The 26,463-nt window shown below is 59.7% G+C and carries 20 protein-coding genes and 4 pseudogenes; 11 read left to right on the forward strand and 13 right to left on the reverse strand.

The features are described from left to right. Positions 1-13: 13 nt before the first annotated feature. Together ACTJKE_RS29180 and ACTJKE_RS29185 are read right to left on the reverse strand one after the other, a co-directional pair. Positions 14-238, reverse strand: a complete 225-nt coding sequence (locus tag ACTJKE_RS29180; protein ID WP_440693359.1) for an FAD-dependent oxidoreductase — start codon at positions 236-238, stop codon at positions 14-16. A 21-nt stretch (positions 239-259) separates the two neighbouring features. Continuing rightward, a pseudogene (locus tag ACTJKE_RS29185) lies at positions 260-1,567 on the reverse strand (NAD-dependent succinate-semialdehyde dehydrogenase); the annotation flags it as partial. A gap of 65 nt (positions 1,568-1,632) precedes the next feature. Here ACTJKE_RS29185 and ACTJKE_RS29190 point away from each other — a divergent pair. Both ACTJKE_RS29190 and ACTJKE_RS29195 read left to right on the forward strand, forming a co-directional pair. Next, positions 1,633-1,767, forward strand: a pseudogene (locus ACTJKE_RS29190) (LacI family transcriptional regulator); the annotation flags it as partial. 122 nt (positions 1,768-1,889) lie between these two features. After that, positions 1,890-2,366, forward strand: a complete 477-nt coding sequence (locus tag ACTJKE_RS29195; RefSeq protein WP_060539287.1) for a substrate-binding domain-containing protein — start codon at positions 1,890-1,892, stop codon at positions 2,364-2,366. A 1,015-nt stretch (positions 2,367-3,381) separates the two neighbouring features. Here the strand turns inward: ACTJKE_RS29195 and ACTJKE_RS29200 are convergent. Beyond that, positions 3,382-4,199 (reverse strand): annotated as a pseudogene (locus ACTJKE_RS29200) (oxidoreductase). 489 nt (positions 4,200-4,688) lie between these two features. Here ACTJKE_RS29200 and ACTJKE_RS29205 point away from each other — a divergent pair. Continuing rightward, positions 4,689-4,961, forward strand: coding sequence for a PaaI family thioesterase (locus ACTJKE_RS29205; RefSeq protein WP_244496895.1), 273 nt, complete (start codon positions 4,689-4,691; stop codon positions 4,959-4,961). 102 nt (positions 4,962-5,063) lie between these two features. Here the strand turns inward: ACTJKE_RS29205 and ACTJKE_RS29210 are convergent, their stop codons facing one another. From ACTJKE_RS29210 to ACTJKE_RS29220, 3 genes are read right to left on the reverse strand one after another with little or no spacing between them, the layout of a single operon-like run. Then, positions 5,064-5,804: a TetR/AcrR family transcriptional regulator gene (locus ACTJKE_RS29210; RefSeq protein WP_440693267.1), complete on the reverse strand. Its 741-nt coding sequence runs from the start codon at positions 5,802-5,804 to the stop codon at positions 5,064-5,066. 5 nt (positions 5,805-5,809) lie between these two features. Then, entirely contained in the window at positions 5,810-8,923 is a 3,114-nt protein-coding gene (locus ACTJKE_RS29215; protein WP_060520123.1) for an efflux RND transporter permease subunit, read from the reverse strand. Further along, complete coding sequence (locus ACTJKE_RS29220) at positions 8,923-10,035, reverse strand: efflux RND transporter periplasmic adaptor subunit (protein WP_440693269.1); 1,113 nt, start codon at positions 10,033-10,035, stop codon at positions 8,923-8,925. The genes ACTJKE_RS29215 and ACTJKE_RS29220 overlap by 1 nt, the downstream gene beginning before the upstream one ends. Positions 10,036-10,132: 97 nt before the next feature. Here ACTJKE_RS29220 and ACTJKE_RS29225 point away from each other — a divergent pair, with 97 nt between their 5' ends. From ACTJKE_RS29225 to ACTJKE_RS29240, 4 genes and pseudogenes are all read left to right on the forward strand, one after another. After that, on the forward strand, positions 10,133-10,723 hold the full coding sequence (locus ACTJKE_RS29225) for a TetR family transcriptional regulator (RefSeq protein WP_440693271.1): 591 nt from the start codon (positions 10,133-10,135) through the stop codon (positions 10,721-10,723). 76 nt (positions 10,724-10,799) lie between these two features. Beyond that, positions 10,800-12,068, forward strand: coding sequence for a beta-ketoacyl-ACP synthase II (fabF, locus tag ACTJKE_RS29230; protein ID WP_440693273.1), 1,269 nt, complete (start codon positions 10,800-10,802; stop codon positions 12,066-12,068). Between the two features lie 122 nt (positions 12,069-12,190). Then, positions 12,191-13,186, forward strand: a pseudogene (gene ftsZ, locus ACTJKE_RS29235) (cell division protein FtsZ); the annotation flags it as partial. A gap of 390 nt (positions 13,187-13,576) precedes the next feature. Next, positions 13,577-14,485 (forward strand): homocysteine S-methyltransferase family protein, encoded by a 909-nt coding sequence (locus ACTJKE_RS29240; protein ID WP_440693275.1) that lies wholly within the window; start codon positions 13,577-13,579, stop codon positions 14,483-14,485. Positions 14,486-14,677: 192 nt separating this feature from the next. Here the strand turns inward: ACTJKE_RS29240 and ACTJKE_RS29245 are convergent, their stop codons facing one another. From ACTJKE_RS29245 to ACTJKE_RS29265, 5 genes are all read right to left on the reverse strand, one after another. Next, positions 14,678-15,448, reverse strand: coding sequence for an ABC transporter ATP-binding protein (locus ACTJKE_RS29245; RefSeq protein WP_440693277.1), 771 nt, complete (start codon positions 15,446-15,448; stop codon positions 14,678-14,680). A 1-nt stretch (position 15,449) separates the two neighbouring features. Beyond that, entirely contained in the window at positions 15,450-16,298 is an 849-nt protein-coding gene (locus ACTJKE_RS29250) for an ABC transporter ATP-binding protein (RefSeq protein WP_440693279.1), read from the reverse strand. After that, positions 16,291-17,142 (reverse strand): ABC transporter permease, encoded by an 852-nt coding sequence (locus ACTJKE_RS29255; RefSeq protein ID WP_440693362.1) that lies wholly within the window; start codon positions 17,140-17,142, stop codon positions 16,291-16,293. The genes ACTJKE_RS29250 and ACTJKE_RS29255 overlap by 8 nt, the downstream gene beginning before the upstream one ends. A 64-nt stretch (positions 17,143-17,206) precedes the next feature. Continuing rightward, on the reverse strand, positions 17,207-18,274 hold the full coding sequence (locus ACTJKE_RS29260) for an ABC transporter permease (protein ID WP_440637486.1): 1,068 nt from the start codon (positions 18,272-18,274) through the stop codon (positions 17,207-17,209). A gap of 19 nt (positions 18,275-18,293) precedes the next feature. Then, positions 18,294-19,889 carry an ABC transporter substrate-binding protein gene (locus ACTJKE_RS29265; protein WP_440693281.1) on the reverse strand — a complete coding sequence of 532 codons (1,596 nt, stop codon included), beginning with the start codon at positions 19,887-19,889 and terminating at the stop codon, positions 18,294-18,296. A 128-nt stretch (positions 19,890-20,017) separates the two neighbouring features. Between ACTJKE_RS29265 and ACTJKE_RS29270 the strand changes: the two genes are divergently transcribed. The 3 genes from ACTJKE_RS29270 to ACTJKE_RS29280 are packed head-to-tail and all read left to right on the forward strand — an operon-like array spanning position 20,018 to position 22,801. Beyond that, on the forward strand, positions 20,018-20,728 hold the full coding sequence (locus ACTJKE_RS29270; RefSeq protein WP_440693283.1) for a GntR family transcriptional regulator: 711 nt from the start codon (positions 20,018-20,020) through the stop codon (positions 20,726-20,728). Positions 20,729-20,741: 13 nt separating this feature from the next. Then, positions 20,742-21,650 carry a dihydrodipicolinate synthase family protein gene (locus tag ACTJKE_RS29275; protein WP_440693364.1) on the forward strand — a complete coding sequence of 303 codons (909 nt, stop codon included), beginning with the start codon at positions 20,742-20,744 and terminating at the stop codon, positions 21,648-21,650. 11 nt (positions 21,651-21,661) lie between these two features. Then, complete coding sequence (locus tag ACTJKE_RS29280) at positions 21,662-22,801, forward strand: mandelate racemase/muconate lactonizing enzyme family protein (RefSeq protein ID WP_440693285.1); 1,140 nt, start codon at positions 21,662-21,664, stop codon at positions 22,799-22,801. 233 nt (positions 22,802-23,034) lie between these two features. Here the strand turns inward: ACTJKE_RS29280 and ACTJKE_RS29285 are convergent, their stop codons facing one another. Together ACTJKE_RS29285 and oiaX are read right to left on the reverse strand one after the other, a co-directional pair. Continuing rightward, the gene (locus tag ACTJKE_RS29285) at positions 23,035-24,336 is read right to left on the reverse strand and encodes a four-carbon acid sugar kinase family protein (protein WP_440693287.1); all 1,302 of its coding nucleotides are present in this window, start codon (positions 24,334-24,336) and stop codon (positions 23,035-23,037) included. Between the two features lie 3 nt (positions 24,337-24,339). After that, positions 24,340-25,596, reverse strand: a complete 1,257-nt coding sequence (oiaX, locus tag ACTJKE_RS29290) for a 3-oxo-isoapionate-4-phosphate decarboxylase OiaX (RefSeq protein ID WP_440693289.1) — start codon at positions 25,594-25,596, stop codon at positions 24,340-24,342. A 148-nt stretch (positions 25,597-25,744) separates the two neighbouring features. Between oiaX and ACTJKE_RS29295 the strand changes: the two genes are divergently transcribed. Next, on the forward strand, positions 25,745-26,461 hold the full coding sequence (locus ACTJKE_RS29295) for a transcriptional regulator NanR (protein WP_440693291.1): 717 nt from the start codon (positions 25,745-25,747) through the stop codon (positions 26,459-26,461). The last annotated feature ends 2 nt before the right edge of the window (positions 26,462-26,463 follow it).

Consider the following 26,463-nt stretch of genomic DNA (forward strand, 5'->3'; position numbering starts at 1 on the left):
GCCCGACCCCGTTCTATAAGATAACGGCAATCGCGTCCTCAAGGACTTTTGGCAGACCGAGGACATTTAGTCCAACATAGTCTGAAAAATCAAACGAGCGCGCTCTGCAGGATTTGGTGGAGGCCGAAGACGTGCCGCTGGCGAAGTCGTTCATTTCGGTTAGCAGTACCTTGTAGCCGCGGCCGGCCGCGTCACGCGCGACGCCGCAGCCATTGATGCCGCCGCCGATGACGAGAATGTCGTAGTCGAAGGCCCACCTTCACAGTCCGGCAACACAGACATACTTCAACTCGAGGAAGCCCTCGATGCCGTACCTCGAACCCTCGCGCCCGAGACCTGACTGTTTGATGCCGCCGAACGGCGCCATCTCGTTTGCGATCATGCCCGTGTTGACGCCGACCATTCCGGCCTCCAGCGCCTCGGCGACACGGAAGACACGCGCTATGTCCTTGGCGTAGAAATAGGAGGCGAGGCCAAACTCGCTGTCGTTCGCCATGGAGATCACATCGGCTTCATCCTTGAAGGCGATGATGGGCGCGAGCGGAGCGAAGGTTTCTTCGCTGGCAACTTTCATCGACTGGGTGACGCCAGCAATGACGGTTGGCTCGTAGAAGCTACCGCCGAGTGCGCTGCGCTTGCCGCCTGCGAGCAGCCGCCCGCCCTTTTCGAGCGCGTCGGCCACATGCTCCTCCATCTTTGCGACGGCGTTATCGTCGATCAGCGGGCCCAGGCTAACGCCGGCCTCCGTGCCTCGGCCCAGCGTCAGTGTCGCGACCTTGGCCAGCAGCTTTTCCGTGAAAGCTTCGACAACGCTTTCCTGCGCATAGATGCGGTTGGCGCAGACACAGGTTTGCCCTGCATTGCGGAACTTCGAGATCATGGCGCCTTCCACGGCCGCATCGAGATCGGCGTCGTCGAAGATGATGAACGGCGCGTTGCCGCCAAGCTCCAGGGAAAGGCGCTTGATGCCGTCCGCGGCTTCCTTCATCAGCCAGCGGCCAACGCCGGTCGAGCCGGTGAAGGTGATTTTGGCGATCTTCGGATTCTGGCAGAACTCCGTGCCGATCGGCCGCGCCTCGCCGGTGACGACGGAAAACACGCCCGCTGGTACGCCCGCCCGCTCGGCGAGCACGGCGAGCGCCAACGCCGAGAGCGGCGTCTGCGAGGCGGGCTTTAGGAGCATGGAGCAGCCGGCGGCCAGTGCCGGCCCGGCTTTGCGGGTGATCATGCCGTTCGGGAAATTCCATGGCGTGATGGCGGCGCAGACGCCGACGGGCTGCTTCAGCACCATGATGCGCTGGCCCGCATTGGCGCCGGGGATGATATCGCCGTCGATGCGTTTGGCCTCTTCGGCGAACCATTCGAGGCAGGCAGCGTTGGAGATCACCTCGCCCCTGGCCTCTGCAAGCGGTTTGCCCTGTTCCGAAGTTAGGATTAGCGCCAGATCATCGGCATTCTCGAGGATGAGTTGGAACCAGGTGTTCAGCACCTTGGCGCGTTCTTTGGCGGTGCGCTTGGCCCAGAGTTTATGCGCGGTCTCGCCGGCGTCGATGGCGGTGGCGACTTCCTCGCGCTGTTAGCATCCTTGTCCCTTCAGTGCGCAACGCGTTCTTTGCCGAGACGGTCGCGTCCATGCAGACAGCACTCAAGAAGCAGCGCCTGCAACTCATCCTCGGCCACACCGAATATGACGAGCAAGAAGAAGAGGAACTGGTGCGCATGGCGTTGTCATGGGCAACGGCAGCCATTGTCCTAACCGGACTGTCGCATAGTGCCGCAACGCGCCGCCTGCTCGCCAACGTCACCATTCCCGTTATCGAAATCTGGGAGCTCGGCGTCCGCAGATCGACGCAGCCATCGGGTTTCATCACGATCAGGTCGGCGTTGCGGTGCCAGAACACCTTATCCAACAGGGTCGCCGCAATCTTGTCTTCCTCGGCGCCCGCATGCATCAGGACCGACGCGCCAAACAACGCTGTGACGGCTTCCTGCAAGCTGCGCACGCCGCCGGCGCGGTCGCCAAGGTCGCCGAACATCCAGATACGGCCTCTGCTGAAATCGGCTCAATGCTTTTGGCGGAAGCCTTGCGGCTCCATCCCGACACCGACGGTATCGCTTGTTCGAACGATCACATCGCGCTCGGCGCACTGTTCGCGTGCGAACGGCGGAAAATCGCCGTGCCGGACCGGCTGGCCGTGGTCGGCTTCGGCGATCTCAGCTTCAGCGCTGCATGCAATCCGCCCCTCACCACGATTCGCCCCTCCGGCGATCTAATCGGCCGTGAAGCCGCGCGGTTGATCGAAGACCACCTCAACGGCGAGAAGCCTACCGAGTCGCGCATGATCGATACCCGGTTCACGTTGTAACATCGCCGCAGTAGCTAGATTAGAAAACCACCCCGCTCCGCCCCCGGAGGCAGTCACGGATCACCGGACCCGCACGTTCGCCGGGCCAAATTTCCTTGCGCATACTATGCCCGTCAGCTCAAAGTCAGCCATCGACCGTGACGACGCGCCGCTCCTTGGCGGACAGGTCCCGATTAACCCTCCCGCACTCCACCTCGACATGGCCGTTAGCCAGAATCGCCTCTCATTGGAACTTTGTATGCCAGTAGAAGGTTGCAGGGGCGTCCTTCGTGCAGCACAGGTATCTGGTATGCTCAAACATTCGGTAGCGGAGCAGGCGGCTAAGCAGCTAAACCGATCCAACGATACAGATAATACATTATGCGATCTTCGTGGCCCAAAGGGTGAACATCACAGCAACACGACTTGCAGGGCTCTTGGAAGCACGTTCTGTCCGGCCCGTAAGGCGCGTCCACGCTTAGGTCTGCAAACGACAGCATTGCGCCCCATCTCGGCCGTAGAGACCAGCTTTGCCACGTCCGAAAAGCAGACGTTGGCGGCGACGACCCTGGAGGTCGCGGTTCGCCACTTCCAGACGTTAACCTCGGAAGCTGCGATCGTCCCGTCTCGACCCAACGCTGTCATTCGCCTATAGCGCCCGCAATTTCCGGTGCTGACCCCAGAGCGGTCGCTGACCGTTACTCGCCTCGACGAGATAAAGGTGGCCGCCGCAGAGGCCTCGGCCGACCGAAGCCCAATAAACACACCAGCGGGTCTAGGAGTTCGCAGTTCTCCTTAGGTGCCGTTGAAAGAATAACTTGAAATCCCGAAAACTGTCGAAGCCAAGGGCGGTAGCAAGGCATGTGGCCGAGGTGGGGGAGACGGAGCAAACGGCAGCGATCGAACGAGCGCTGCCGAAGGCGACGACATCTGGCCCTGCAAGCGCCAGGCGAGCGAACTGCTCGAGTTGTTTGGGAAGCCTGAGGGACCTCGACGTGTACACGCCCTTAAGCTCCGGACAATTCAACCGGGCCTATCAGGATCGCGCCTTACCAAATCCGAACGTCTTTCGCAGACTCCCATCGACCGCCTTTGCTGGCATGAACCTGCGCAGGCGGCTTAGAAGAGTCGCTTGCCCCCGACAGGCTGACGCATTTTGTACGGGCTCTTGAGGGCGACCAGGATTTTTTCTGCAACCAAGATCGGAGCTGGCGCAGATTTGATCTTAGCCAGAACAGTCTTCATCGTCGCTTCGGCCTGGCTGGCATAAACGCCCAAGGGCGCCTCCGTATTCGCGGCATTCACGTCGAGATTGGTGTTCGTGAACGTTGGTTCCATCAGGATAACGCGCACGTTGAAGTCGCGGATCTCGTGGTCGAGAGATTCGGACATGCCCTCGAGAGCGTGTTTGGTGCTGGCGTAGATTCCCATGAACGGCGCCGGCAGGAAGCCCAGAACTGAGCTGATATTAATTATTAGCCCGCTGCGTTCGCTTCGCATTGACGGCAGGACGGCGCGGATCATGCGAAGCGGGCCGAAGACGTTGACATCAAAGACCTTCGTTGCTTCCGCAATCGAAGTGTGTTCGACCGGGCCCGCCAAAGAAACACCGGCATTATTGATCAGGATGTCGATCTTTCCGGCCTCGGACAGAATCCAATCGACAAAGCTCGCAACGGATGCGTCATCAGTCACATCCAGGGTCCCGAACGTCACGCCGGAAATCGATCTGGCCCGCTTCAGATCGCGCGCGCCGCCGAATACACGGTAGCCGTTCTGCGCGAGAAGACCGGCGGTTGCCTCGCCAATCCCTGAGGACGCCCCCGTGATCACTACAACTTTCTGTTCGGGCACAGTGGCCTCCTCTATCCAATTTGTTTTCGGTTCTGACCTGTGGCTCATCAGGCAGGCTGACGCGCGGCAGCATAATTTTGATAGATTTTGATTGCAATCTATCTTGCTTTTAGATGTCATTCATAATATAAAAAATCAAGTGGCCTCAGACGAGGAGGGTTAAAAATCTCCGTGAACGGCGCATCCGGAGAGAAGCACGAGTTTGATGGTGAGCAGGCAATCGGCCCCGCGCCAGTTGCGGAACTTCCCACATGGAACCAAAGAGGCTGACCCAGCAATGACACACGGAAGCGAACCCCTGACATCCACCAACCCGTCGTCGAATTCGGCAACACTCACTGGCCTTGCGTTCGTACAAAGCCTTGCAAAAGGAAGCCGGCCACGCCCACCGATGGCAGAGTTGCTGCCGTTCCTCCTCCTGTCACCGAACGAGGCGCCGTTGAACTGAGGGCTTCTCCCGAACCACGTTTTGTCAACACGTTGAACACCGTGCACGGCGGCTGGAGCATGACGATGCTGGACACGTCCATGGCGCTCGCTGCGCATACGACGCTCAAGCCCGGTGAACTATGTCCCACCCTGGAAACGTCAGTGAAGTTCGTTCATCCGATCCTCGCCGATAGCGGAGAATTGCGAATTGTAGGCCATGTCCTTTCGCGGAGCCGGACCATCATAATCCTGGAGGGAAGAATAGAGACGTTGCAGGGTAAAGTTCACGCGCACGGCACTTCGACTTGCATGATCGTGCCGAAAGGCGGCTAGGCCTCCGTCAGCCCGATCTGTAGGGGCGACAACTGACGCTGATTGAACCGAAACGACAAATTTCAGGGGATGACCATCAGTCTCTGGGAACTGAGCACCTGGTCATCGCGGCACCTTCGCTAGAGCCCGCAGTACGAAGTGGGTCTGGGCTTCGAGTTCAGATTTCAAATCGCCGCCCTTCGCAATCCGCTCCTCTATGAGGCGCGGGTGAACGAACGGAATTAGCGCCACCATAACGCAGCGAGCAGCGTTGCCTGCATCCCCGCCCTTGAGTTCCCCGGCCTCCAAGCCCTCACGAATAGTCGCTTCAAATATCCTCGTCATTTCATCGAAGTACCACTTCGCGACCTCCCACTTGCCGTCTGTGGCGGCGACGAAAAGCTCGTGACTGTGCCGTTCTTCCACCAGTTGCAACTGAGTATGTTGATGAAGAGCGGCGAACATCTCAGCAAGCCTGATGCTTGCCGGAGCGCTCCCTTGCGAGATTTCGCGCGCGTCGTCGAGGGTCCTGTTCGCAATCCGGGCACAGACACTCTGATCTATTGCCGCTCTCGTGGGAAAAAAACGATACACGCTCGCTCGGCTTGCACCCAGGTTGAACGCTATGTCAGCAACTGTTGTCTTGCGATGACCGATACGGCGAATGTGCTCTTCCGCGACATCCAGAATAAGTTTGCGCCACCGCGCCAAAACAACACCGTCCGAATCTGTGGAATATACCTCGAACTCTTGACTGTTCGGTTTAGGTCCACGGGACGCCCAATGGGCTTTCCGGACCATCGATGCTGAGCCGCTGTCTTTTTCCTTCTCAGGGTCGGCCAGGCGAGTGCATAGACTGGACATGAGGGTCACTCCGCCGCAATCGCCAGTTTAAGGTTGGGAGCCCCCTCCTCCGACTGCGGATGCGGCTCCCTCTTAGGCGGCTTGATCCGGAACCAGGTCGCGTAAAGCGCCGGCAGGAACAGCAGGATCATCACTGTTCCGACGGCCGTGCCGCCGATCAGCGTATAGGCCATCGATCCCCAGAAGACCGAGTGCGTCAACGGAATGAATGCGAGCACGGCAGCCAACGCCGTCAGGATGACCGGCCTCGTTCTTTGCACGGTGGCTTCGATGACCGCATGGTAGTCATCCAGACCCGCCGCCTGATTTTCCTTGATCTGTTCCGTCAGGATCAACGTGTTGCGCATCAGGATGCCGGCCAATCCAATCAAGCCGAGGATAGCGTTGAAACCGAAAGGTTGGTTGAAGACGAGCAAGACCGGAACCACTCCTGCGAGCCCGAGCGGCCCCGTCAGCATCACCATCGTCATCGTCGACAGGCTCCGAACCTGAAGGATGATGACGATGAGCATGGCGGCAATCATGGCCGGGAAAATCTGGACGAGGGCCAGGTTCGCTTTCAGCGACTCTTCGATGTTGCCACCCATTTCGATGCGGTAGCCGACGGGTAGCGAAGCAATCAGCGGCTGAAGTGCCTGCATGACTTGCTGCGAAACTTCCGGCGGCTGCGTTGCCTCGTTGATGTCCGAGCGGATGGTGATGACCGGAGTGCGGTCGCGGCGCTTCATGATCGGCTCTTCGAAGCGGATCTCGGAGTGGCCAATCTGATCGAGCGGAACCGGACGGCCATTCCTGCTCATCAGCGAAAAGTCCGCCAGCCTCGAGGGATCGAGCCTGTTTTCACCGGCGCTGCGCGCGACTACCGGAACGTTACGAATGTTTTCGCGAACCTGCGTGATTGGCACCCCACTCAGCAACAACTGCATCTGTTGGGCGGCCTCCGAAGGAGAAAGGCCGATAAGGTTGAGCCGGTCCTGATCGGGAATAAAGCGCAGTACAGGTGTGCGATTGCCCCAGTCGCGGTTTGCTTGGCGAAGGTCGGGCACAGTCTTCATGATTGCGAGGGCTTGTTCGGAGATTTTATACAATTCATCCGGATCCGGTCCCATGATGCGAAACTCGACCGGGAACGGCGTATAAGGGCCGAATACGAGTTGTGTCACCCGCACGTAAGCTTCTGGCGCAAGGCCGTTGGAGATCGCCGCGCGCAGGCGATGCTTCAAGGCTTCGCGTCCATGCGCATCGGGTGTCAGCACGACGATCTTGGCGAATGCCGGGTCTGGCAGTTCGGGCGCCATGGCGAAAAAGAAGCGCGGTGCACCCTGGCCGACGTAGCTGGTGGCAATCTTCGTTTCGGGCTGCTCTTTCAGCCAGCCTTCGAGTTTCTCGACCGTTGCAGTGGTCGTCTCAATGCTGGTTCCTTCCGGCATGCGCACTTCCACCAGAACTTCGGGGCGATCCGACGTCGGGAAGAACTGCTGCTTTACGGATCCCATGCCGACGACCGAGACGGCCATGACGACACCGACGAGACCGCAGGTCAGGAACTTGTGACGGACCGCGAACTCGATGAGGCTGCGAAGGCGCCGGTAATTCGGGGTGTTGTAGATGGCGTGATGACCGCCCTCCACCGGCTTGATTGCGGGCAGCATCTTGACGCCGAGATACGGCGTGAAGATCACCGCCACGATCCAGGAGACGATCAGCGCGAAACCGACGATCCAGAAGATATTGCCGGCATATTCGCCGGCGGTTGATCTGGCAAAGCCGACCGGCATCAACCCGATGATCGTCACCAGGGTGCCGGACAGCATCGGGGCGGCCGTGTGGCTCCAGGCATAGGCGGCCGCCTTGATGCGGTCCATGCCTTCTTCCATCTTCACCACCATCACCTCGATGGCGATGATGGCATCGTCGACGAGCAGACCGAGTGCGAGAATCAACGCGCCAAGTGTGATGCGGTCGAAAAACCGCCCGGTTTCCAGCATGATCAGGAAGACGACGCCGAGCGTCAGCGGAACGGCAAGCGCTACGACGATACCGACGCGCCAGCCCAGGCTAACGAGGCTCACGAACAGGACGACGCCGAGTGCCATGGCGAACTTCAGCATGAATTCGCCGACGGCTTCCTGGATATTGACAGCCTGGTCGCTCACCTTTGCGAGCGTGATGCCTAGCGGCAGACTTTCCGCGATTTTGGAAGATCGTTCTTCCAGTGCCTTGCCGAGTTCCAGCCCGTTCCAGGCCTGCTGCATCACCACCCCAAGCATGATGGCGGGCTCGCCGTCATGGCGAATGACATAGGTGGCGGGATCCTGATAGCCGCGGCGCACCTCGGCGAAATCCGACAGCTTCAGGACACGTCCACCCGCGACGATCGGCGTCTCGGCAATCGACTCGACGCTGTCATAGGCACCGTCGAACCGGATAAACACCTGGGGACCCTGCGTATCGATCGATCCTGCGGGGGTCACTGTATTGCGTCGTTGCAGGGCAGCAGCGATGTCTTGCGCCGAGATCCCAAGCGTTGCCAGCTTGGAATAGGAAAACTCCACGAAAATCTGTTCCGGCTGCTCGCCGAGAATGTTTATCTTTTTTACGCCCGGGACGTGAAGCATGTCCTGACGGATCGTCTCGGCCTGCCGCACGAGATCACGCATGGCCATGCCCTTCGCCTTCAAGGCATAGAGGGCGAAGCTGACGTCGGAGTACTCGTCGTTGACGAAAGGACCGATCACTCCTGGAGGAAGATTACGAGCTTCGTCGCCAAGTTTCTTGCGCGCTTGATAGAACTCTCCCTCGACGGCCGACGCTGGAGTGTTGTCCTTTAGCGTCACTGTCAGGAAGGCGTAGCCGGGTCGCGTAGTCGTTTCCACACGATCGTACCAGGTCAGTTCCTGGATGCGCTTTTCGAGCGGTTCGGCGACCAGATCCTGCATTTCGCGCGCGGTCGCACCCGGCCAAACAGAGGTAACGGTCAGCGTCTTGATGGTGAATGACGGGTCCTCTGCTCGGCCCAGCTTGACGAAGGCATAGGCGCCGGCGGCGGCCAGCAGGACGATGAAGAACAGGGTGACGGCTCGCTCACGAACAGCGAGCGCGGAGAGATTGAAGCTCATCAGTTTGCCGCCTCTGCTTTTTCCACGCCGGTGCGCACACTTGCGCCGTCCCGAAGCAGATGCGCTCCAAGGGCAACGATCGCCTCCCCGGCCCTCAGGTTCGAGACTATGGCCTTCTCTTCGCCGACCCGCTCGACCTTCACTTCCCGGAAATGAACACTGGAACTCTGCTCATCCAAAACCCAGACACCCGTGCGAGCACCGTCATCGAGAAGCGCGCCAACGGGGACCTCGGCATGTAACTGTGCCGCTTCGTTCTGCAGGCTTATCGTGACCGTTGCCCCCAAGGGCGCGGACCCCGCAGAACCCTGCAATACCCAGCGCGTTTCATAGGTACGGGTTTGAGGATCGGCGGCATCGGAGATCTGCCTGAGGGCCGCCTTTTCGGTCGTGCTCCGGCCATAGATGGTGGCCTGCGCGACGGCACCAATCTCGGGCCTGAGATTTTCAGGCAACCAAACGAGTGCTTCGCGAGGTCCTGCTTTGGCGAGCCGGACGACCGGCTGGCCTGCCGAGACCACCTGTCCCGGCTCGCCGAGCGTCTCAACGATCGTGCCGTCCGCGTCCGCCACGAGAACCGCATATGCGGCCTCATTTTCCGCGACCTTCGCCCCTGCTTCGGCCGCTGCGAGCTGGGCAGTCGCGGTGTCGAACGCTGCCTTCGACTGTTCGTATCTCTGCGGAGAAGCTGCCAAGCCGTTCTCGACGAGGGCAGCATACCGCCGCTCGTCGGCCTGCACCTGAATGAATGTTGCCTTGGCCGCAGCAACGGCGTTGCGCTTTGCGGATAGAGCAAGGCGCAGATCGGTGTCGTCAACCCGCATCAATGGCTGCCCGGCTTTGACTTCTTCGCCAAGGCCGACAAACCGTTCGACGATCTTTCCCGGAACACGGAAGCCGAGATCGCTCTGCACCCGGGCAGCAACCGTGCCGGTGAAGCTTCGGTTTGCTGTGTCTGGGGTCTTGGCTTTTGTGACGCTGACGAGCGGAGCCAGACTGCGTGGATCCGCGGCCTCCGCATCCTTGCTCGTCGACGGGAGTAGGAAAATCGCAGCGGCGACACCGACGAGGGCGACCACTGCCACTGTTGAGAGGAGGATTTTTCGTTTCATGGCACTGGCCTTCTTGACGGGGGCGGCATAATTCTTAGATTGCAATCTAACTCTAAAAGCATTATAGATGTCAACTGAAATCTAAAAGGAGACGATCATGAGGGTCAGTCGTGCCCAGGCCGAAGCGAATCGCGAGACGGTCATCAACGTCGCCAGCAGGCTCTTTCGCGAGCGCGGCTTCGATGGCATCGGCCTCAAGGATTTGATGAAAGGTGCCGGCCTTACGCAGGGCGGCTTCTATAAGCAGTTCGAATCCAAGGATGATCTGGCAGCACTTGCGTCGCGGCGAGCGTTGGAAAGCGCGACCCGCAGATGGTCCTCGGTCGCCGCATCGAGCGCGGATCCGCTTCAGGGCGTCATCGATCTTTATCTTTCGGCAGGGCACCGTGGGGAAACCGGAGACGGCTGCCCGCTGGTCGCCCTTGGATCTGATGCGGCTCGCCAGAGCGTCGACGTCCGCAAGCCGTTTCAGGACGGGATCAAAGGTCACCTGCAGGTTATCGAAGAACTGTTGCCGGCCAGCGGCGACGATGACGATGCACCCCGCAAGGCCATGGCGATGCTCGCGCTCATGGTTGGCGCGGTCACTCTGTCACGCATCGTGACGGACGAGAAGCTGGCAGACCGTCTGCTTGAAGCAGCAGCGACTGAAGCAAAGCGTGTCGCGGCCACGGAGCCGGTCGAGTGATGAGCGGAACGACAAGTTCTCAACCGGTTCAGCATTTGTGGTCCGCGAGATTGCGTGTTTTATTTCTGGAGTCATCATGCGTCGTGTCGTCGTAACAGGAATGGGAGCGGTCAGCCCGCTCGGTGCCAACGTCAGCAGCTCTTGGACTCGCCTGTTGGCGGGCAAGTCCGGCATCCGTCGTCTTCCTGACGAGGTCGTCGGCGATCTGCCCGCCAAGGTCGGAGGTCTTGTCCCCTTCCTGGAAGAGGATGCCGAAGCTGGCTTCGATCCTGACAGCGTCTTGCCGCCAAAAGATCAGCGCAAGGTCGATCGGTTTATCCTCTTCGCATTGGCGGCGGCAGACGAAGCCCTTGCGCAGGCGCGGTGGAAACCTGTCTCGGAAGAGGACCGCCTCAGAACGGCAACGATCATTGCGTCAGGGATAGGAGGATTTCCTGCGATCACGGACGCGGTACGAACCGTCGATCAGAAAGGGCCGCGGCGCCTTTCGCCCTTCACCATTCCATCGTTCCTGGTGAACCTCGCAGCAGGCCAGGTATCCATCCGACATGGTCTCAAGGGGCCGCTCGGCGCTCCGGTGACAGCATGTGCGGCCGGCGTCCAGGCAATCGGTGACGCGGCCCGCATGATCCGGGCGAACGAGGCGGACATTGCCGTCTGCGGCGGCACGGAAGCATGTATCAACACCGTAAGCCTCGGAGGCTTCGCTGCCGCCCGGGCTCTCTCAAGCGGGTTCAACGACACCCCTGCCCTCGCCTCCCGGCCGTTCGACATGATGCGAGACGGCTTCGTGATGGGTGAAGGTGCGGGAATCTTGGTGATCGAATCCCTGAGCCATGCGCTGGCTCGCGGGGCGGAGCCGCTGGCCGAACTGGTGGGCTATGGAACAACGGCGGATGCCTACCACGTGACCTCTGGTCCCGAGGACGGATCCGGCGCCGCGAGAGCCATGCAAATCGCCATCCATCAGGCCGGTATTTCTCCAAATGATATCCAACATCTCAACGCTCACGCCACGTCGACCCCGCTCGGTGATCGAGGGGAAATCGAGGCTATCAAGACAGTGTTCGGTTCGACAGCAGGGATCGCGGTCAGTGGCACGAAGTCCGCGACCGGGCACCTCCTTGGCGCCGCAGGTGGGCTGGAAGCAATCTTCACGATCCTGGCGCTGAGGGATCAGGTCGCACCGCCAACGTTGAACCTGAATGCGCCCGATCCCGCTGGCGACGGAATCGACTTTGTCGCGAACAAGTCTCGGCCTTTGCAGATGGACTATGCAATTACCAACGGATTTGGGTTCGGGGGTGTGAACGCGAGCGCTTTGTTCCGGCGCTGGAACGAATGACCGGCCTCAACAACACTCGCCTGGAAGTGAAGCCGCGGCACGACGCCCCGGTGAAAAGCTTCACCGTATTGATCAGCCGGCACTCGCCGCCGTTTCGAGCGCCAAGATTGAAACCGAATGGGATGATTGTGATGCCTTCGCTTAAGATGACCGGCTGGAAGCCTAAGATTACAGTAATCGGCGTTGGCGGCGGCGGCGGGAACGCCGTCAACAACATGATCGCTCGAAACCTGTCCGGCGTGGAGTTCATTGCCGCAAATACCGATGCGCAGGCACTTGCGATGTCGAAAGCCCAGCACATTGTCCAACTTGGCGTGACGGCCACTGAGGGGCTGGGTGCAGGCTCGTTGCCGGAACTCGGCCGCGCTGCGGCCGAGGAATCGATCGATCAGATTATGGCGCATCTGGCCGATACGCAGATGTGCTTCGTGACGGCCGGCATGGGCGGCGGCACGGGGACCGGTGCGGCGCCAGTTATTGCGCATGCCGCGCGCCAGTCCGGCATTCTTACTGTCGCGGTCGTCACCGAGCCGTTCGGCTTTGAAGGAACGCACCGGGCCCGCCAGGCCAGGCAAGGCATCGAGCAATTGATCGATGCGGCGGACACGGTGATTGTCGTTCCAAACCAGAGCCTGTTCCGCCTTTCGGATCGTCAGACAACGCTCGAAACGGCGTTCTCAATGGCCGACTCGATTCTCTACTCGGGCGTCATGTCGATCGTTGAACTGATCACGAAAGAAGGTTTGATCAATCTTGACTTCGCTGATGTTCGGTCCGTGATGAAGGACATGGGACCGGCCGTCATGGCGACGGGCGAGGCGTCAGGACCAGGCCGCGCGACCGACGCGGCGAAAGCAGCTGTAGAAAACCCGCTCTTCGGGGAAGCCACTCTAAGGGGTGCGAGGGGCATTCTCGTGTCGATCGCGGCCGCCCGGGAACTGACCTTGTTCGAAGTCGATGAGGCAGCGAGTTGCATTCGTGACCAGGTCGACGCGGATGCCGAAATCATCCTGGGCGCCAGGTTCGATGGATCGCTTGACGACAAATTACAGGTCTCGGTCATAGCGACCGGCCTCAGGCGGCCGGCGGACGTGGTGATCCTAGCGGAACACGCACAGAAGCCTCGCCGTCGCCGGTCTGGTGCTCGTGACCGTCTTCTTTCTTCTGACCGCGACGCCGCGCTCGACGGCAAGATCGACGACGACCGAGCCGGGCTTCATCTTTATGCCGTAGCCAGCATGGTGCGCCAGGACACGTTGCTTGTCTACGAGCCGCTGATCGTCGTCACGGTCTTCTATCTTGTTCTCACCGCCATCATCGCCAGTGCATTCCGCCGTTTTGAGGCACAGGTGCCGTTGCGACGGTAACTTCGATCGGAGCCAAACACGTGATTTGCGCGCGGCCGAACCCAGCCGCAACCCTAACTGCCTGACCGCTTGCTTGCCTCGACCGTCCCCGTTTCCGAATGACGTGCCCCGGAGCGTCTATCCCCATATGGAGCTTTCTGCATGAATAAACTTAGCATTCTCGATGGCGGCATGAGCCGCGAACTCCTGCGCCTTGGCGCAGAACTGAAGCAGCCCGAGTGGTCGGCGCTTGCCCTCGTCAATTCGCCAGACATCGTGCGAAAGGTCCACGAGGAATTCATCGCGGCCGGTTCGCAGATCATCACGACGAACAGTTACGCACTCGTCCCCTTCCACATCGGCGAGGAGCGGTTTCAGAAGGACGGGGCAGCACTCATCGCGCTTTCGGGTCAATTGGCACGCGAAGCGGCTGCGGCAGTTTCGGATCAAAGTGTTCTCGTCGCCGGTTCGTTGCCACCGATATTCGGGTCCTACGAACCGCTCAACTTCGATCCGTCGCGCGTGCAAGACTATCTGAAGGTCCTTGTCGACAACTTGGCCCCCTACGTGGACGTTTGGCTCGGCGAAACCCTTAGTCTGATTGCCGAAGGGGAAGCTGTCCGTACTGCCGTTTCCGGGTTCGGCAAGCCGTTCTATATTTCGTTCACCCTGGCCGACGACAAGGCGCAGATAGCGGGAGGCGAACCGAAGCTGCGCTCCGGGGAAACAGTGGAGGATGCGGCGAAGTGGGCGGCATCGTCCGGCGCCGAGGCGCTCTTGTTCAATTGCAGCAAACCGGAGGTGATGCGTGCTGCGGTCGAAACGGCAGCACGCATCTTCAACGAGTACGGCTCTCATCTTGAGATCGGCGTCTACGCCAATGCTTTCGACGGCGAGCAGGCGGACTCCAGTGCGAACGAGGGTCTGCATAAGACCCGAAAGGACCTCACCGGCGACTCTTATTCGCGCTACGCGTGTTCATGGGTGGAGGCCGGCGCGACAATCATCGGCGGGTGCTGCGGCATCGGCGCCGAGCATATTCATCGGATGATACAAACGCTGAGGAGCTGATCGCGTGCTCGAATGTTCCTTGCGCGCATGAGAAACAATCCTGTCATGGCGGGTCTCCAGCCAAAATCTGTTGCGGTATCTCCGGCAATCGACGGAAAAGCCGCTCGCCACAAGCCAGCCGTTGACCTCTTCGCCATCGAATGCTCGGGGGCAGAAGTAAATCCTCAACAGCCAATCGCCGACCTAGTGCATTTATGAAGCCAACTTACATGGCGGAACATATCCCCTGCTGCCGTCCAGCAATGTCCGTGTGTAGGGATGCTCAACACTGCCTTGCAGAAGCTGCTCGCGGCTGGCCACCTCGACAAACTGGCCGTCCAACATCACCGCGACTCGGTTGCAAAGATGAGCGATCACCGCCATGTCATGACTGACGAGAACATATGTCAGCTTATCCCTTTCCCGCAGATCCTTCAGGAGGTTCAGGATCTCGGCCTGGATCGACACGTCGAGCGCCGAAGTCGGTTCATCGAGGAGCAGAATGCGCGGATTGAGTATCAAAGCCCGAGCGATTGCAACGCGCTGGCGCTGTCCGCCCGAAAGCTGGTGCGGAAAACGGTTTCGAAAGGCAGGCGGCAAACCAACATCGCGCAGCACCCGCTCTACGCGCTCTTGTCTCTGGTCGAGGCCATGGATTTCCAGCGGTTCCAAGAGCGTTCGGCCGATTGTATGGCGGGGATGCAACGAGCCGAATGGATCTTGAAACACCATCTGCTGCTTGGCAAGTTGCGAGCGCGACCGTTTCGGCCCCACCCCCTCGCCGTCTATCAAAACGGAACCGCTCCAGCCCTTGATGCGACCGGCGAGAGCGCCGAGAACCGTCGACTTGCCGCAGCCGCTTTCACCGACGAGGCCAAAGGTTTCGCCAGGCTCAACATCGAAGGCGACGTTCTTGACCACTTGCTTGAAATCGTTACCGCTGCCGAAGGACACGGCAAGATCGTTGACCGATATAATGGACATGTCACGCCTCCGCCCAGCTTGCCTGTCGTTTCAAAACTTCCAGCCTGTCTCTCGGATGATCGAGACTTGGCAACGCCTCCAGAAGTCCGCGGGTGTAGGGATGCGTCGCCTGGTCGAGTTTCGAAGCATCAATGGTTTCGACGATCCTGCCCGCATACATGATAATGACCCGGTCGCAGAAGCTCTTCACCAAGTTGAGATCATGCGAAATGAAGATCAGCCCGATGTTGCGCTCGCTAATCAGATCGTCGAGGATTGACAGCACCTGTTGGCGCACCGTGACGTCGAGCGCCGAGGTCGGCTCATCGGCGATGATGAGGGAGGGCGATGAGATCAGCATCATCGAGATCATGATGCGTTGACCCATGCCGCCCGACACTTCGTGCGGGTAGAGATTGAAGACGCGCTGTGGATCACGGATGCTGACGCGCTCGAGCATCGCAAGCGTGCGGTCACGCGCCGCCTTCCTTCCAAGCCGCTCATGAAGGATGACCGTCTCGGCGATCTGCTCGCCAACCGTCATGACGGGGTTGAGCGAATACTTCGGATCCTGCAGGATCATGGAGATCCGGCTTCCGCGGATCGACCGCATTTCAGCCTCGCTGGCGGTCAGGAGGTCGACATCCTCAAACCGCATCTCATCGGCGACCACACGGGCGGTAGCCGGCTGAAGGCGCATGATCGCGCGCCCCATCGTGCTTTTGCCAGAGCCGGATTCACCAATGATGCCAACCTTTTCGCGCGCCACGTCGAATGAGATATTTCTCACCGCGCTGACCACACCCGACAGGCTCGGAAACTGAACCGACATGTTCTTGACCGAAAGAATGGGCTTCTTTTGCTCACGCATTGCGAGGATCCATGATATCGCGCAGTCCGTCGCCAAGCAGATTGAAGGCGAGACTGACCAGAAGAATGGCTATGCCGGGGACCGTCGTCAGCCACCAGGCATCAAGAAGGTATTGGCGTCCGGACGCCGCCATTGCCCCCCATTCGGGCATAGGCGGCTGCGCCCCGAGACCGAGGAAGCCAAGGCCGGCTGCCGTCAGGATCACGCTCGACATGTTGAGCGTCAGGCGGATGATGATCGATGGCGCACAGAGTGGAACGATGTGGCGAAAGAGGATGCGCCCCATCCCTGCACCCTGCAGCTCTGCGGCAACGACGAAGTCTGCGGCACGGAAGGTCAACGTTTCGGCGCGCGCCAGACGCGCGATCGGCGGCCATACCGTGAGCGCGATGGCAATGACAGCATTCTCGATGCCCGGGCCGAGGGCGGCGGAGAAGGCAAGCGCCAGAACCAGGCTCGGGAAGGACAGGAAGATATCGGTTATGCGCATCAGCACAACATCCACCCAGCCGCCAAGATAACCGGCCGTAGCACCGATGGCGAAGCCTATCGGAGCCACGATGACGGTCACTAGCACGCTAATATACAGCGTCGTGCGGGCACCGTAGACGAGGCGCGAATAGACGTCGCGACCGAATTCGTCGGTACCGAACCAGTTCACTGCAGAAGGCGGCTTCAAGACAATGGTCAGATCCTGAAGAATGGGATCGTGGTTGGCGAGCAGCGGCGCGAAACTTGCCACCAAAATCAGCCCCACCACCACAAAGAAGCCTGCGAGAGCCAAGGGATTGGCGATCAGGCTCAGCCACAGGACATAGGCCTTGTGGAGACGCGCCTGGCGCATCGAGGAGAACTCCTCATTGATCAGCCAATTGTGCAGCTCATTGAAATAACGTGTCGCCATGATGTCACCGAGTACGCGGATCAAGGAACCGATAGGTCAGATCCGACAGAAGATTGATGGCAATCGAGATGATACCGATGAGCAGGACACTGCCCAGAACGGCATTCATGTCGGCGAAAAACAGCGCCGAGGTGAGATACTGTCCAAGGCCCGGCCAGGCGAAAACCGTCTCGATCAACACAGTGCCATCGAGCAGTCCGCAGTAGGCAAGCGCAACAATCGTCAGCAGCTGCACCCGGATGTTGCGGAAGGCATGGCGCCACACGATTGCGCGCTGGCCGAGGCCCTTGGCCTTGGCTGTCAGGACATATTCCTGCCGCAACTGCTCCAGCATGAAGCTCCGGCTCATGCGACTGAGATAGGCCATCGCCGCATAGCCGAGGATCAGCGCCGGGGCCGCGACATGCAGCAAAGCATCCCAGAAAACTCCCCATTCGCCGGCAAGGACCGCATCGATGAGGATGGAATGCGTCGGTCCTTCGACCAGCCCTTCATTGTAGATGTCCAGGCGGCCGCTGCCGGGAATGAGCCCAAACTTCGCATAAAAAACAAGGATGACGATAGTACCCAGCCAGAAAATGGGCGTTGAATGGCCGAGGAGACTGACAATGCGTGCGAGATGATCTACCCATGTGCCCTTTCGCACAGCGGATATGATACCGAGCGGAATGCCAAAACCGGCGCCGATAATCGTTGCCAGAGTGGCAAGCTCCAAGGTTGCCGGGAAGACGCGGGCAAGATCGCTGGAAACCGCATTCTTGGTCACATGCGATTGGCCGAAATCAAGATGCGCGACATTGCCGAGATAAGTTGCAAACTGCACGTAGAGCGGCTGGTCCAGCCCCATCTCCTTGTAGACGCGTTCGTAGGTCTCGTGATCGGCCTGATCGCCGATCACCGCAATGACCGGGTCGGCCGGCACCATTCGGCCGACAACGAAGGTGATGACGAGCAGGCCCAGCAGCGTCGTCAGGATGACGGCAAAGGATGCCGCCACCTTGCGCAGTGCACCGAACGCCGCTTTGGCGCGTTCGGGGGCGATTGCGGATGTCTGTGAGATACTCACGATCATTCTCCTCGACAGGAAGGGCTTAATCGCCCTTCGAGACAGTGTCCCAACGCGTCAGCCAGGTTGAATGGCCGACATAGCCAGTAACTTCCTTGCGCACTGCTTTTGCGTCGGTGCGCTGAAAGGAAGTCACGAGTGCTGGAGACGCTTCGAGATATGCCTTGTTGATCTTCGCATAGAGGTCGCCCCGCTTCTGCTGGTCAGTCTCGTGAGCAGCGGCTGTCACCATGTCCTGGATGCTTTTCGGCACTTCCCAGGCGGAGCGCCAGGCGATGAGGCCAGCAAGCTTGGCATCGTCGGCATTGTTTGGATTGGTTGCGTAGGATGCAAGCACAGCATGGGGATCTGGCAGGCGTTCGCCTGTTCGCGCCGAGAAGATCTCGAACTCGCGGTTGCGGAACTTACCGATGTGATCGCCGCCCTGAAGGTCGAGTTTGATGCCGGCTTTGGCCGCGTTAGCTTGCAACGACTGCGCGACTTCATACTCCGGGGTCACCGGGGTGGCGTAATAGACCTTCGAAAAGCCGTTTGGATAACCAGCTTCTGCAAGCAACTGCTTGGCCTTGTCGATGTCCAGCTTGTAAGGGGTTTCGTTCAAAGCACCCGGCAGGCCGCCGGGAACGATCGTCTGCTGCTTGATGCCGTAATATTTCATCACGGTGTTGGCGAGACCGTCATAGTCGATCAGATAGCGGAAGGCTTCGCGGACCTTCGGATTGGAAAGAATCTCGTCTTTCTGGTTAAGCGCCAGATAGTAGAATCCGAAGCCCGGCGTCTTCTGGATCTCTGCCTTGCCGCCCGCCTCAATCGCAGCAAGGTCCGTGGACGAGAGACGGGTTGCGACGTCAACATCGCCGGCTTCAAGCTGCAGTCGCTGACCGGAGGATTCCGGCATGTGACGGAGGATGACGCGTCGCATCTTCGGCGCGCCTTGCCAGTAGTCCTTGAACGCATCAGAAATCAAGAGGTCGTTGACGCGCCAGGTCTTGAGCGAATAAGGGCCCGAGCCCGCATCGTTCGTCTGCAGGAATTCGCGCCCCATGTCCCCCTTCTTCTCGTTTTCGGCGAGCAGCTTGCTGTCGAGGATCGAAGTCGAGAAACTCGCCAGCGAAAACAGGATCAGGTTCGGGTTCCAGACTTCAGGCGTCTGCAGCACGACCGTTGTGTCGTCCGTAGCTTTGATCAGTTCATCGACATTCTTGTCGGTGATACCCCACTGGCGAAGATCGACCGAAGGCGCCAGACCGAGCTTGACCAGTCGGCGCAACGACCACTCGACATCCTTTGCTGTCAGCGGGTTTCCTGAATGGAAGGTGACGCCGGACCGGATCTTGAAGGTGAAGGTCTTGCCGTCGTCCGATACCTGCCAGCTTTCGGCGATCCCTGGCTGCGGCTTGGTTATGTCGTTGGCGGACAGGACAATCAGCCGCTCATAGAGATTGGCGACGATTTCGGCCGATTCCAGTTGGTTAAGCTCGTTGGGATCGAGTCCGCGCATCGAGGACATGTTAGTCGCGATGACCAACTGGTCATCGGGCGTTGCCGCCTGCGCGGCGACCGGGACGGCAAACGTCGAGGTCAATATAGCCGAGGCCATCAAAAAACTGCGTCTTTTCATAGTCCTATCTCCTCCCTGGCGCGCCGGGCCTCTCCCCAAGCGCAAATTTTTCATATCGACATCGATCTGAAATCTGGTATATCAGATCTCACAAAACGATTTTGTCGTCAACGGGGGAATTTCGGGACATGCAAAACGAGGCATCGAAAGCGCCTGGCGAAGACCGCATCGAAAAGATCGACCCGCGGTTCCTGACGACGCTTCGCGATCATGTGCACCGGACGTTGAGAACAGCGATCCTGTCTGGCCGGTTTGCGCCTGACGAGCGGGTCAACGAACGCCAGCTCGCCGAGCAGCTCGGCGTCAGCACCACGCCCATCAAGGAAGCGTTGCGTCAGCTGGAAACGGAAGGACTAGTAGAGACCTTGCCGCGCCGTGGCGTACTGATCCGTTTCAATGCGAGCTGGGCCGAGGAAATGATCCTGGCAAGGGCCGCGCTCGAATCGATGATTGCGCATCTGGCTGCCAAGCGGATCGAGAAGGTCGAGATCCAGAAACTTGAGGAGATCGTCCAGAGGATGGCTAACGCCACGGAGCATGGCATCGCTGACGATCTGATTTCGCTGAATGAGGCTTTCCACGAACAAATCCACATTGCCTCGCGATGCCAGTATCTGTCGCGCATGATCGAGCGACAGCAGTTCTATGACGGCAGTATTCGCCGCGTTATCCATTCCGATCCGCACGAACGTGGCAAGGCGCTGGCCGAGCACACCGCGATTGCAGCCGCCATCATATCGAACGACTGCGACAAAGCGGAACGCGTGATGCGCGACCATGTCGTGCGCTCCGGTGAAACTTACCTCAATATCGTGTTCAAGAAGAAAGAGGATATTTGACGTGACCGAGGCAATGGAGAAGATCCGCAAGGCCCTTACGGGTATATCTGGCGTGCCGGTGACCCCCTACAAGAGCGATGGGAGCGTCGATACAGCAAAGCTATCGGATCTCATCGCCCGCCTTGCCAATGCGCGCGTTCACAATCTGATGGCGGCTGGCAATACCGGAGAATTCTTTACGCTGACCATGGACGAAGTGCGCACGGTCCACGCTACAACCATCAAGGCAGCCGCTGGCAAGTCGCTCGTCAGTGCCGCCGTCGGCCGCTCGCTCACCGAAGCAAAGGCTCTCGCCCGCGACGCCATCGCCGAGGGGGCCGATGCCATCATGGGACACCACCCCATGGACCCTTTCGCTGGCCCAAGCTTCCAAGCCAAGTACTTCCTTGAGCTTGCGGAAGCCAGTACGGTTCCGGTCATCGCCTATGTGCGAAGCGACACCTTTTCGGTCTCCGATTTTCGCAAACTTGCGCTACATCCGAACATCGCCGGCATCAAGTTCGCCTCCGGGAATTTGATGCTTCTTGCTGAAGTGGTACGTGCGACGAAGGATGCGTCGGCGATCTGGGTCTGCGGACTTGCCGAAGGCTGGGCGCCTGCCTTCTACGCGATGGGGGCGCGCGGCTTCACCTCTGGCCTCGTCAATGTCTTCCCTGAGCGTTCGCACGCCATACATCAGGCGTTGGAAAACGGCGACTATGCCGCTGCGCGCGCGCTCATTGACGACATTGCCGGTTTCGAAGCACTGCGCACCAAATACCTGAACGGCGCCAACGTCACCGTGGTCAAGGAAGCGCTCGGCATGCTCGGAACCGATGTCGGGCCCGTTCGCGTGCCGGGCGTCGAAAGCCTGACCGAAGCAGAGCGAGCTGATCTGCGCGCGATCGTCGACAATGTCGCCGAAACGAGCTACGCGGCCTGAGGAAGAGTTTCATGCATATCACAGGCTTCAAGACATACATGCAGCGCGTAGACGACCGCCCGCGCCTGCTTTTGAAGATCGAGACCAACGAGGGCATTTGCGGTTGGGGCGAATGCTACAACCACGGTCCTGACTGGGCGCTGCCGCCGCTCTTCGACTACCTGTTCCATCAGATCGAAGGCGAGGACCCGCGCCGCGTCGAATTCCTCGTGCTCAAGCTCAACCAGCAATGCCGCTTCCCGCCCGGCGCGCTCGGTCTTGCCGCGATCTCGGCGATTGATCACGCACTCTGGGACATCGCCGGGAAGGCCGCCGGATTGCCAGTTTACATGCTGCTCGGTGGCAATGTGCGCGACCGCGTGAAGGTCTATTGCGGTGTTTACACAGCCCCCGATCCGGAAGCAGCACGGGAGCAATCTCTCGAGCTCAACGAAAAGTACGGCTACACCGCGTTCAAGCTCAGCCCCTATCGCCGTGATCTCCATGCCGGACGCTGGGGCGAACTCGTCAAGGAAACCGGCGACTGGTTCGGCAAAATCCGCGAAATCACTCCCTCGCACTTCGAATACGCCTTCGACGCGCATGCAAAGATCTTCGAGCCCTATCAGGCTGTGCAACTTGCTGCCGCCATCGCACCGAATGACCCGCTGTTCTACGAGGAACCGATCCGACCTGAGCATATTCCGGCCTGGGCCGAGCTGAAATCGAAGGTGACCGTGCCGCTGGCAACGGGCGAATCGCTCTATTCGCGCTTCGAGTTCCTTTCGCTCCTGTCTGCGCGCGGCGCCGACATTATCCAGCCGGATATCTGCGTGGTCGGCGGCGTCACCGAGATGCGCCGGATAGCTGCCATCGCCGAGGCCCACTATGTGACGGTGGCGCCGCACAATCCGATGGGGCCGCTTGCAACTGCAGTCAACGTCCACTTCTGCGCAACTCAACCGAACTTCAAGGTGCTGGAGTTCAAACCGCATGTTCACGCTCCCTGGGCGGCAGATCCGTATATGCCAGTGGACGGGCATATGGAGTTGCGACCAGACAGGCCGGGCTGGGGTCTAGAGATCGACGAGAAGGCGCTGCAGACAGACGATTACGTTCACTGGGAGCGGAAGGTCACCCGCAAACCCGACGGGGCAACCGCCTATCCCTGAAAACGTCGAAAACGTAGACGCCTCAAAGGGGCAGAGGGCGATACACCCGCCCTCTTTGGAACCAACCGTCGAGTCGATATAGGTAGCTTACACCTGCTGCGCCAAGACAGTGTCGACGGCGGATTTGCCACAGCCTGCCATCCTCAATCAAAACCATGCGCATGGGTTTTGACCGCTAGACGTACAACGGATCGGGTGCACAAGATTGGTCCAGCAAAAGAAGGCACTCACGGCTACGCACCGCCCGACCGGATCATCGAAAAATAGTCGTCGCCTCCCACCTGACCGCCCTTCAGTGCAATCTCGAGACCCTCCACGGGCCCGCCATGGGCAATGCACAGCGGAGAACCTGGCGTTTGCGGCAGCGGCATTTTCAGCGTCAGGGCGGAAATGCCCATTTCGCCGAGTGCGTGACTGGAGGTATCACCTCCGGCAACCACCACACGGGAAAGGCCGGCGCACGAGACGAGTTCGGATTGGATATGGCCAAGCGCCTGCCCGAGCCGATGGCGCGCACCGATGGATGAATCGAGCTCGCCGCCGCGGTCGGCAGAGGGACCAAGCGCGGTATAAAGGATGACACTTCGGCCGCCGTCGAGCACCTGCAGACCGGCTTCGACAGCCATCGCGATGGCCGACCCACGGTTATCGCCAGACAGCGCAAGCGGGTCGAGCGTGATGCCCTCAAAGCCGTTGACCAGCGCGTGTCGGATCTGCCTCTCAGTGGTGGGCGAGACGCTCCCCGAAACGACTGCGATGCGATCGACCGGGCCCGCCGCGGCAAAATCCGGCTTGCCTCCGACCAACCCCGCTATCCGCCAGGCTGGGATCAGCGCATATTCAACGCCGGAGGAGCCGCAGACAAACCGGCTTGCCGCGCGGAGCTCATTCCACAGCAGCGCACCGGCAGCATCTTGGGTTGTCTCGTCAAGCACATCTACAAGCAGCACATCAGTCTTTGCCGCCTCAGGCGTTCCACGAAGCGAAACAATGTCGACGAGCGCCGATGACAGCTTCGTCTGCCGCGCCAGATGCATCAGGAGATTAGCCTCGTCCATAGGCGTCACCGGATGGCGCGACATCACCGGGTGACGATCAATGCGATAGTTCACGCCCTGGTACGCGGCAAATAGCTCACCGAACGCCGTGTAGCGACGAATCTGCGGCGCGCCCACGATGAGAGGCACGGTTTCCGCGCCGAAGACGCTGCGGCCGATCTCGACCGCACGACCGATATTGCCGACATGCGGTGAGGAATCGAAGGTCGAGCAAACCTTGTAATGGCAAAGTTCCGCATCGAGCGTTCTCAGCCACTCGAAGGCTTTGCGCAAATGCATGTCCATCCAATCCGGCGTCTCGCTACGGCTTGTTCCGGCAAGACCAAGCGCGCGTGCGCTGGCGAAACGCAACAGCAGGTCTCTGTCCGGCACTTCGAGGAACAGTACGGTTTCGACCCCATTTGAGGCCAGTGCCTCCATGACGTCGGTCGAGCCAGTGAAATCGTCGCCATAGTAGCTAATCAAGGGCCGCTTCATGTCTCAGGCCGCCTTGCCGTCGGCAAATTTTTCAATGGATTGCGCGAGTTCCACATGATCCTTTGCATATGTGTCCAACGCAATTCCCGCCACCGCGGCTTCCCAGGCCTGCCTGACCGCCTTCACGCCGGCCCCCGGGCCGCCCGGATGACTGACGATGCCGCCACCGCATAGATACAGGAGGTCGGTCGAGCCGCCAGTTGCCGCAATGGTATCCGGCGCCTGCCCACCCCACTGACCGGAGCCGATCACCGGTAGCGCCACGTCCTTGTCGGAGAACAACGGTGTACTGACCGCCATGTAGGAGCGGATGAAGCTCGCGTCGGGCTCCCAGTATTTCACGCGAATGCCGTTGATCTGGAACTGGTCGACACCGAGCAACCGCCAAAATTGCTGCCAGACGGAGAATTCAAAGCCAAGGCCGGCGTGGCGCGTGAGAATATCCCATCCGTTTCGATGGGCATGCAGCACGAGGCCCGAGCGTTTGCGCAGGAAGGCGAGACCACCGAAACCGACCGAGTTGATATTGACCACGGCGCAATTGCCGCCGGCTTGAAGTACCATGTCATGATTGCGCATCATTTCGTCGGGATCGGCGTGGCTGATACCGAAGGCGTACATGACTTTCTTGCCGGTTCTTTGCTCGTGATCAAGAATGCGCGGCATGATCTTCGCCACGCGCTCCTTGAGAGGAGAATAGGCTGGGCTCATCAATTTTTCGTCGTCCTTGATAAAATCGACCCCCGCCTGGATTAACTCACCGACCATCGAGGCAGTCTCGTGCGGCCTGAGACCGAGCGCAGGCTTGACGATCGTTCCGATGATCGGACGGTCTTTCACCCCTGTCAGCGCGAAGCTGCCGGGTACGCCGAACTGCGGGCCGGGATGTGCAGCGGCGAACTCTTCCGGCAGCTTCATGTCGACGATCCGGATACCCGTCATGCCTTTGATCGAGAAGACGCCACTGATCGCGATGGTCATAAGTGCGGCCAGATCGGTACCAACCGCATCCATCGGGAAATCGATATCGACATCGGCGCGCTTAAATAGCGTCGCTCCGCCGGCTTCGTCGGGAAAGGAGGCGCGGTTCGATGGCGGCAACTGCCTGACGGCGACGACGCGCGCGGCCACGCGCGCCTTCAGCTCCTCCGTTTCTCCGGGCAATGCAACGAAGGTGCCCGTCGACTGGTCGCTGGCGATCTTCGCCGCCATCGCTTCCACCGAACCGGCAGTCTCGATGCGATAGGTAATGCGGATCACGTTTACTCCCCCCGTGCGAGGCATCCTGCTTGTGCGCACTCAACAACTGGTATAATGAGTATTTATGTTATTGCAAGCCGATTACACTGAAGGCTGTTGCGACCAAGACACTTGGTGCATATTCAAACCTGTCGAAATCAGGTGACTCATGAACGTTGTTTCCGAACCGATCGTCCGCAAGAAACTCTCCGATGAAGTCTTCGCGCGCCTGAAGCAGATGATCGAAACCGGCGAGCTCAAAGCCGGTGATGACATGCCCTCCGAGCGTGAGCTGATGGAGCGTTACGGTGTCGGTCGCCCGGCCATCCGGGAAGCGATGCAAGCACTCGCTGGAAAAGGACTGGTCGAAATTTCTCAAGGCGAGCGCGCCAAGGTGCTGCGCATCACCGCCGAATCCATCATCAAACAGGTCGACCTGCCAGCAAAGCTGATGCTCTCCGGCTCCTCCGATACGCTGGAGCACCTGAAGAACGCACGCATCTTCTTCGAGCGCGGCATGATCCGTGAGGCGGCGGCCAAGGCAACCTCGTCCCATATCGCCGAACTTCGCGCCCTTCTGGACAAGCAAAAGCAGAGCCTCGGGGACGCGGATACCTTCATCGATGCCGACATGGAGTTTCATCAGTGCATAGCCAGGATTTCCGGCAATCCGATCTTTGTCGCGGTCAGCGGCGCGATGCTTGGCTGGCTGAAGTCCTACCATACCGAAATGCTCATCTGGACCGGTCGTGAGAATTTCACGCTTTCCGAACATGAAGAAATCATCCGGGCCATCGAAAGCCGCGATGCCGACCTCGCCGAGCAGGCGATGGTCAAACACCTCGAACGCTCACGCGCGCTCTACGCTCTCAAGAGCCAGGGATAGCG

Source organism: Ensifer sp. 22521, from assembly GCF_052044795.1.
Classification (GTDB): Bacteria; Pseudomonadota; Alphaproteobacteria; order Rhizobiales; family Rhizobiaceae; genus Ensifer.

Coding starts and splice junctions, on each gene's coding strand:
- ACTJKE_RS29245 (WP_440693277.1), bottom strand. CDS start 15,448: ATGTCCATTATATCGGTCAACGATCTTGCCGTGTCCTTCGGCAGCGGT.
- ACTJKE_RS29240 (WP_440693275.1), top strand. CDS start 13,577: ATGAATAAACTTAGCATTCTCGATGGCGGCATGAGCCGCGAACTCCTG.
- ACTJKE_RS29275 (WP_440693364.1), top strand. CDS start 20,742: ATGGAGAAGATCCGCAAGGCCCTTACGGGTATATCTGGCGTGCCGGTG.
- ACTJKE_RS29265 (WP_440693281.1), bottom strand. CDS start 19,889: ATGAAAAGACGCAGTTTTTTGATGGCCTCGGCTATATTGACCTCGACG.
- ACTJKE_RS29260 (WP_440637486.1), bottom strand. CDS start 18,274: ATGATCGTGAGTATCTCACAGACATCCGCAATCGCCCCCGAACGCGCC.
- ACTJKE_RS29215 (WP_060520123.1), bottom strand. CDS start 8,923: ATGAGCTTCAATCTCTCCGCGCTCGCTGTTCGTGAGCGAGCCGTCACC.
- ACTJKE_RS29250 (WP_440693279.1), bottom strand. CDS start 16,298: ATGCGTGAGCAAAAGAAGCCCATTCTTTCGGTCAAGAACATGTCGGTT.
- ACTJKE_RS29280 (WP_440693285.1), top strand. CDS start 21,662: ATGCATATCACAGGCTTCAAGACATACATGCAGCGCGTAGACGACCGC.
- ACTJKE_RS29255 (WP_440693362.1), bottom strand. CDS start 17,142: ATGCGCCAGGCGCGTCTCCACAAGGCCTATGTCCTGTGGCTGAGCCTG.
- ACTJKE_RS29270 (WP_440693283.1), top strand. CDS start 20,018: ATGCAAAACGAGGCATCGAAAGCGCCTGGCGAAGACCGCATCGAAAAG.
- ACTJKE_RS29225 (WP_440693271.1), top strand. CDS start 10,133: ATGAGGGTCAGTCGTGCCCAGGCCGAAGCGAATCGCGAGACGGTCATC.
- ACTJKE_RS29285 (WP_440693287.1), bottom strand. CDS start 24,336: ATGAAGCGGCCCTTGATTAGCTACTATGGCGACGATTTCACTGGCTCG.
- ACTJKE_RS29220 (WP_440693269.1), bottom strand. CDS start 10,035: ATGAAACGAAAAATCCTCCTCTCAACAGTGGCAGTGGTCGCCCTCGTC.
- ACTJKE_RS29210 (WP_440693267.1), bottom strand. CDS start 5,804: ATGTCCAGTCTATGCACTCGCCTGGCCGACCCTGAGAAGGAAAAAGAC.
- ACTJKE_RS29295 (WP_440693291.1), top strand. CDS start 25,745: ATGAACGTTGTTTCCGAACCGATCGTCCGCAAGAAACTCTCCGATGAA.
- fabF (WP_440693273.1), top strand. CDS start 10,800: ATGCGTCGTGTCGTCGTAACAGGAATGGGAGCGGTCAGCCCGCTCGGT.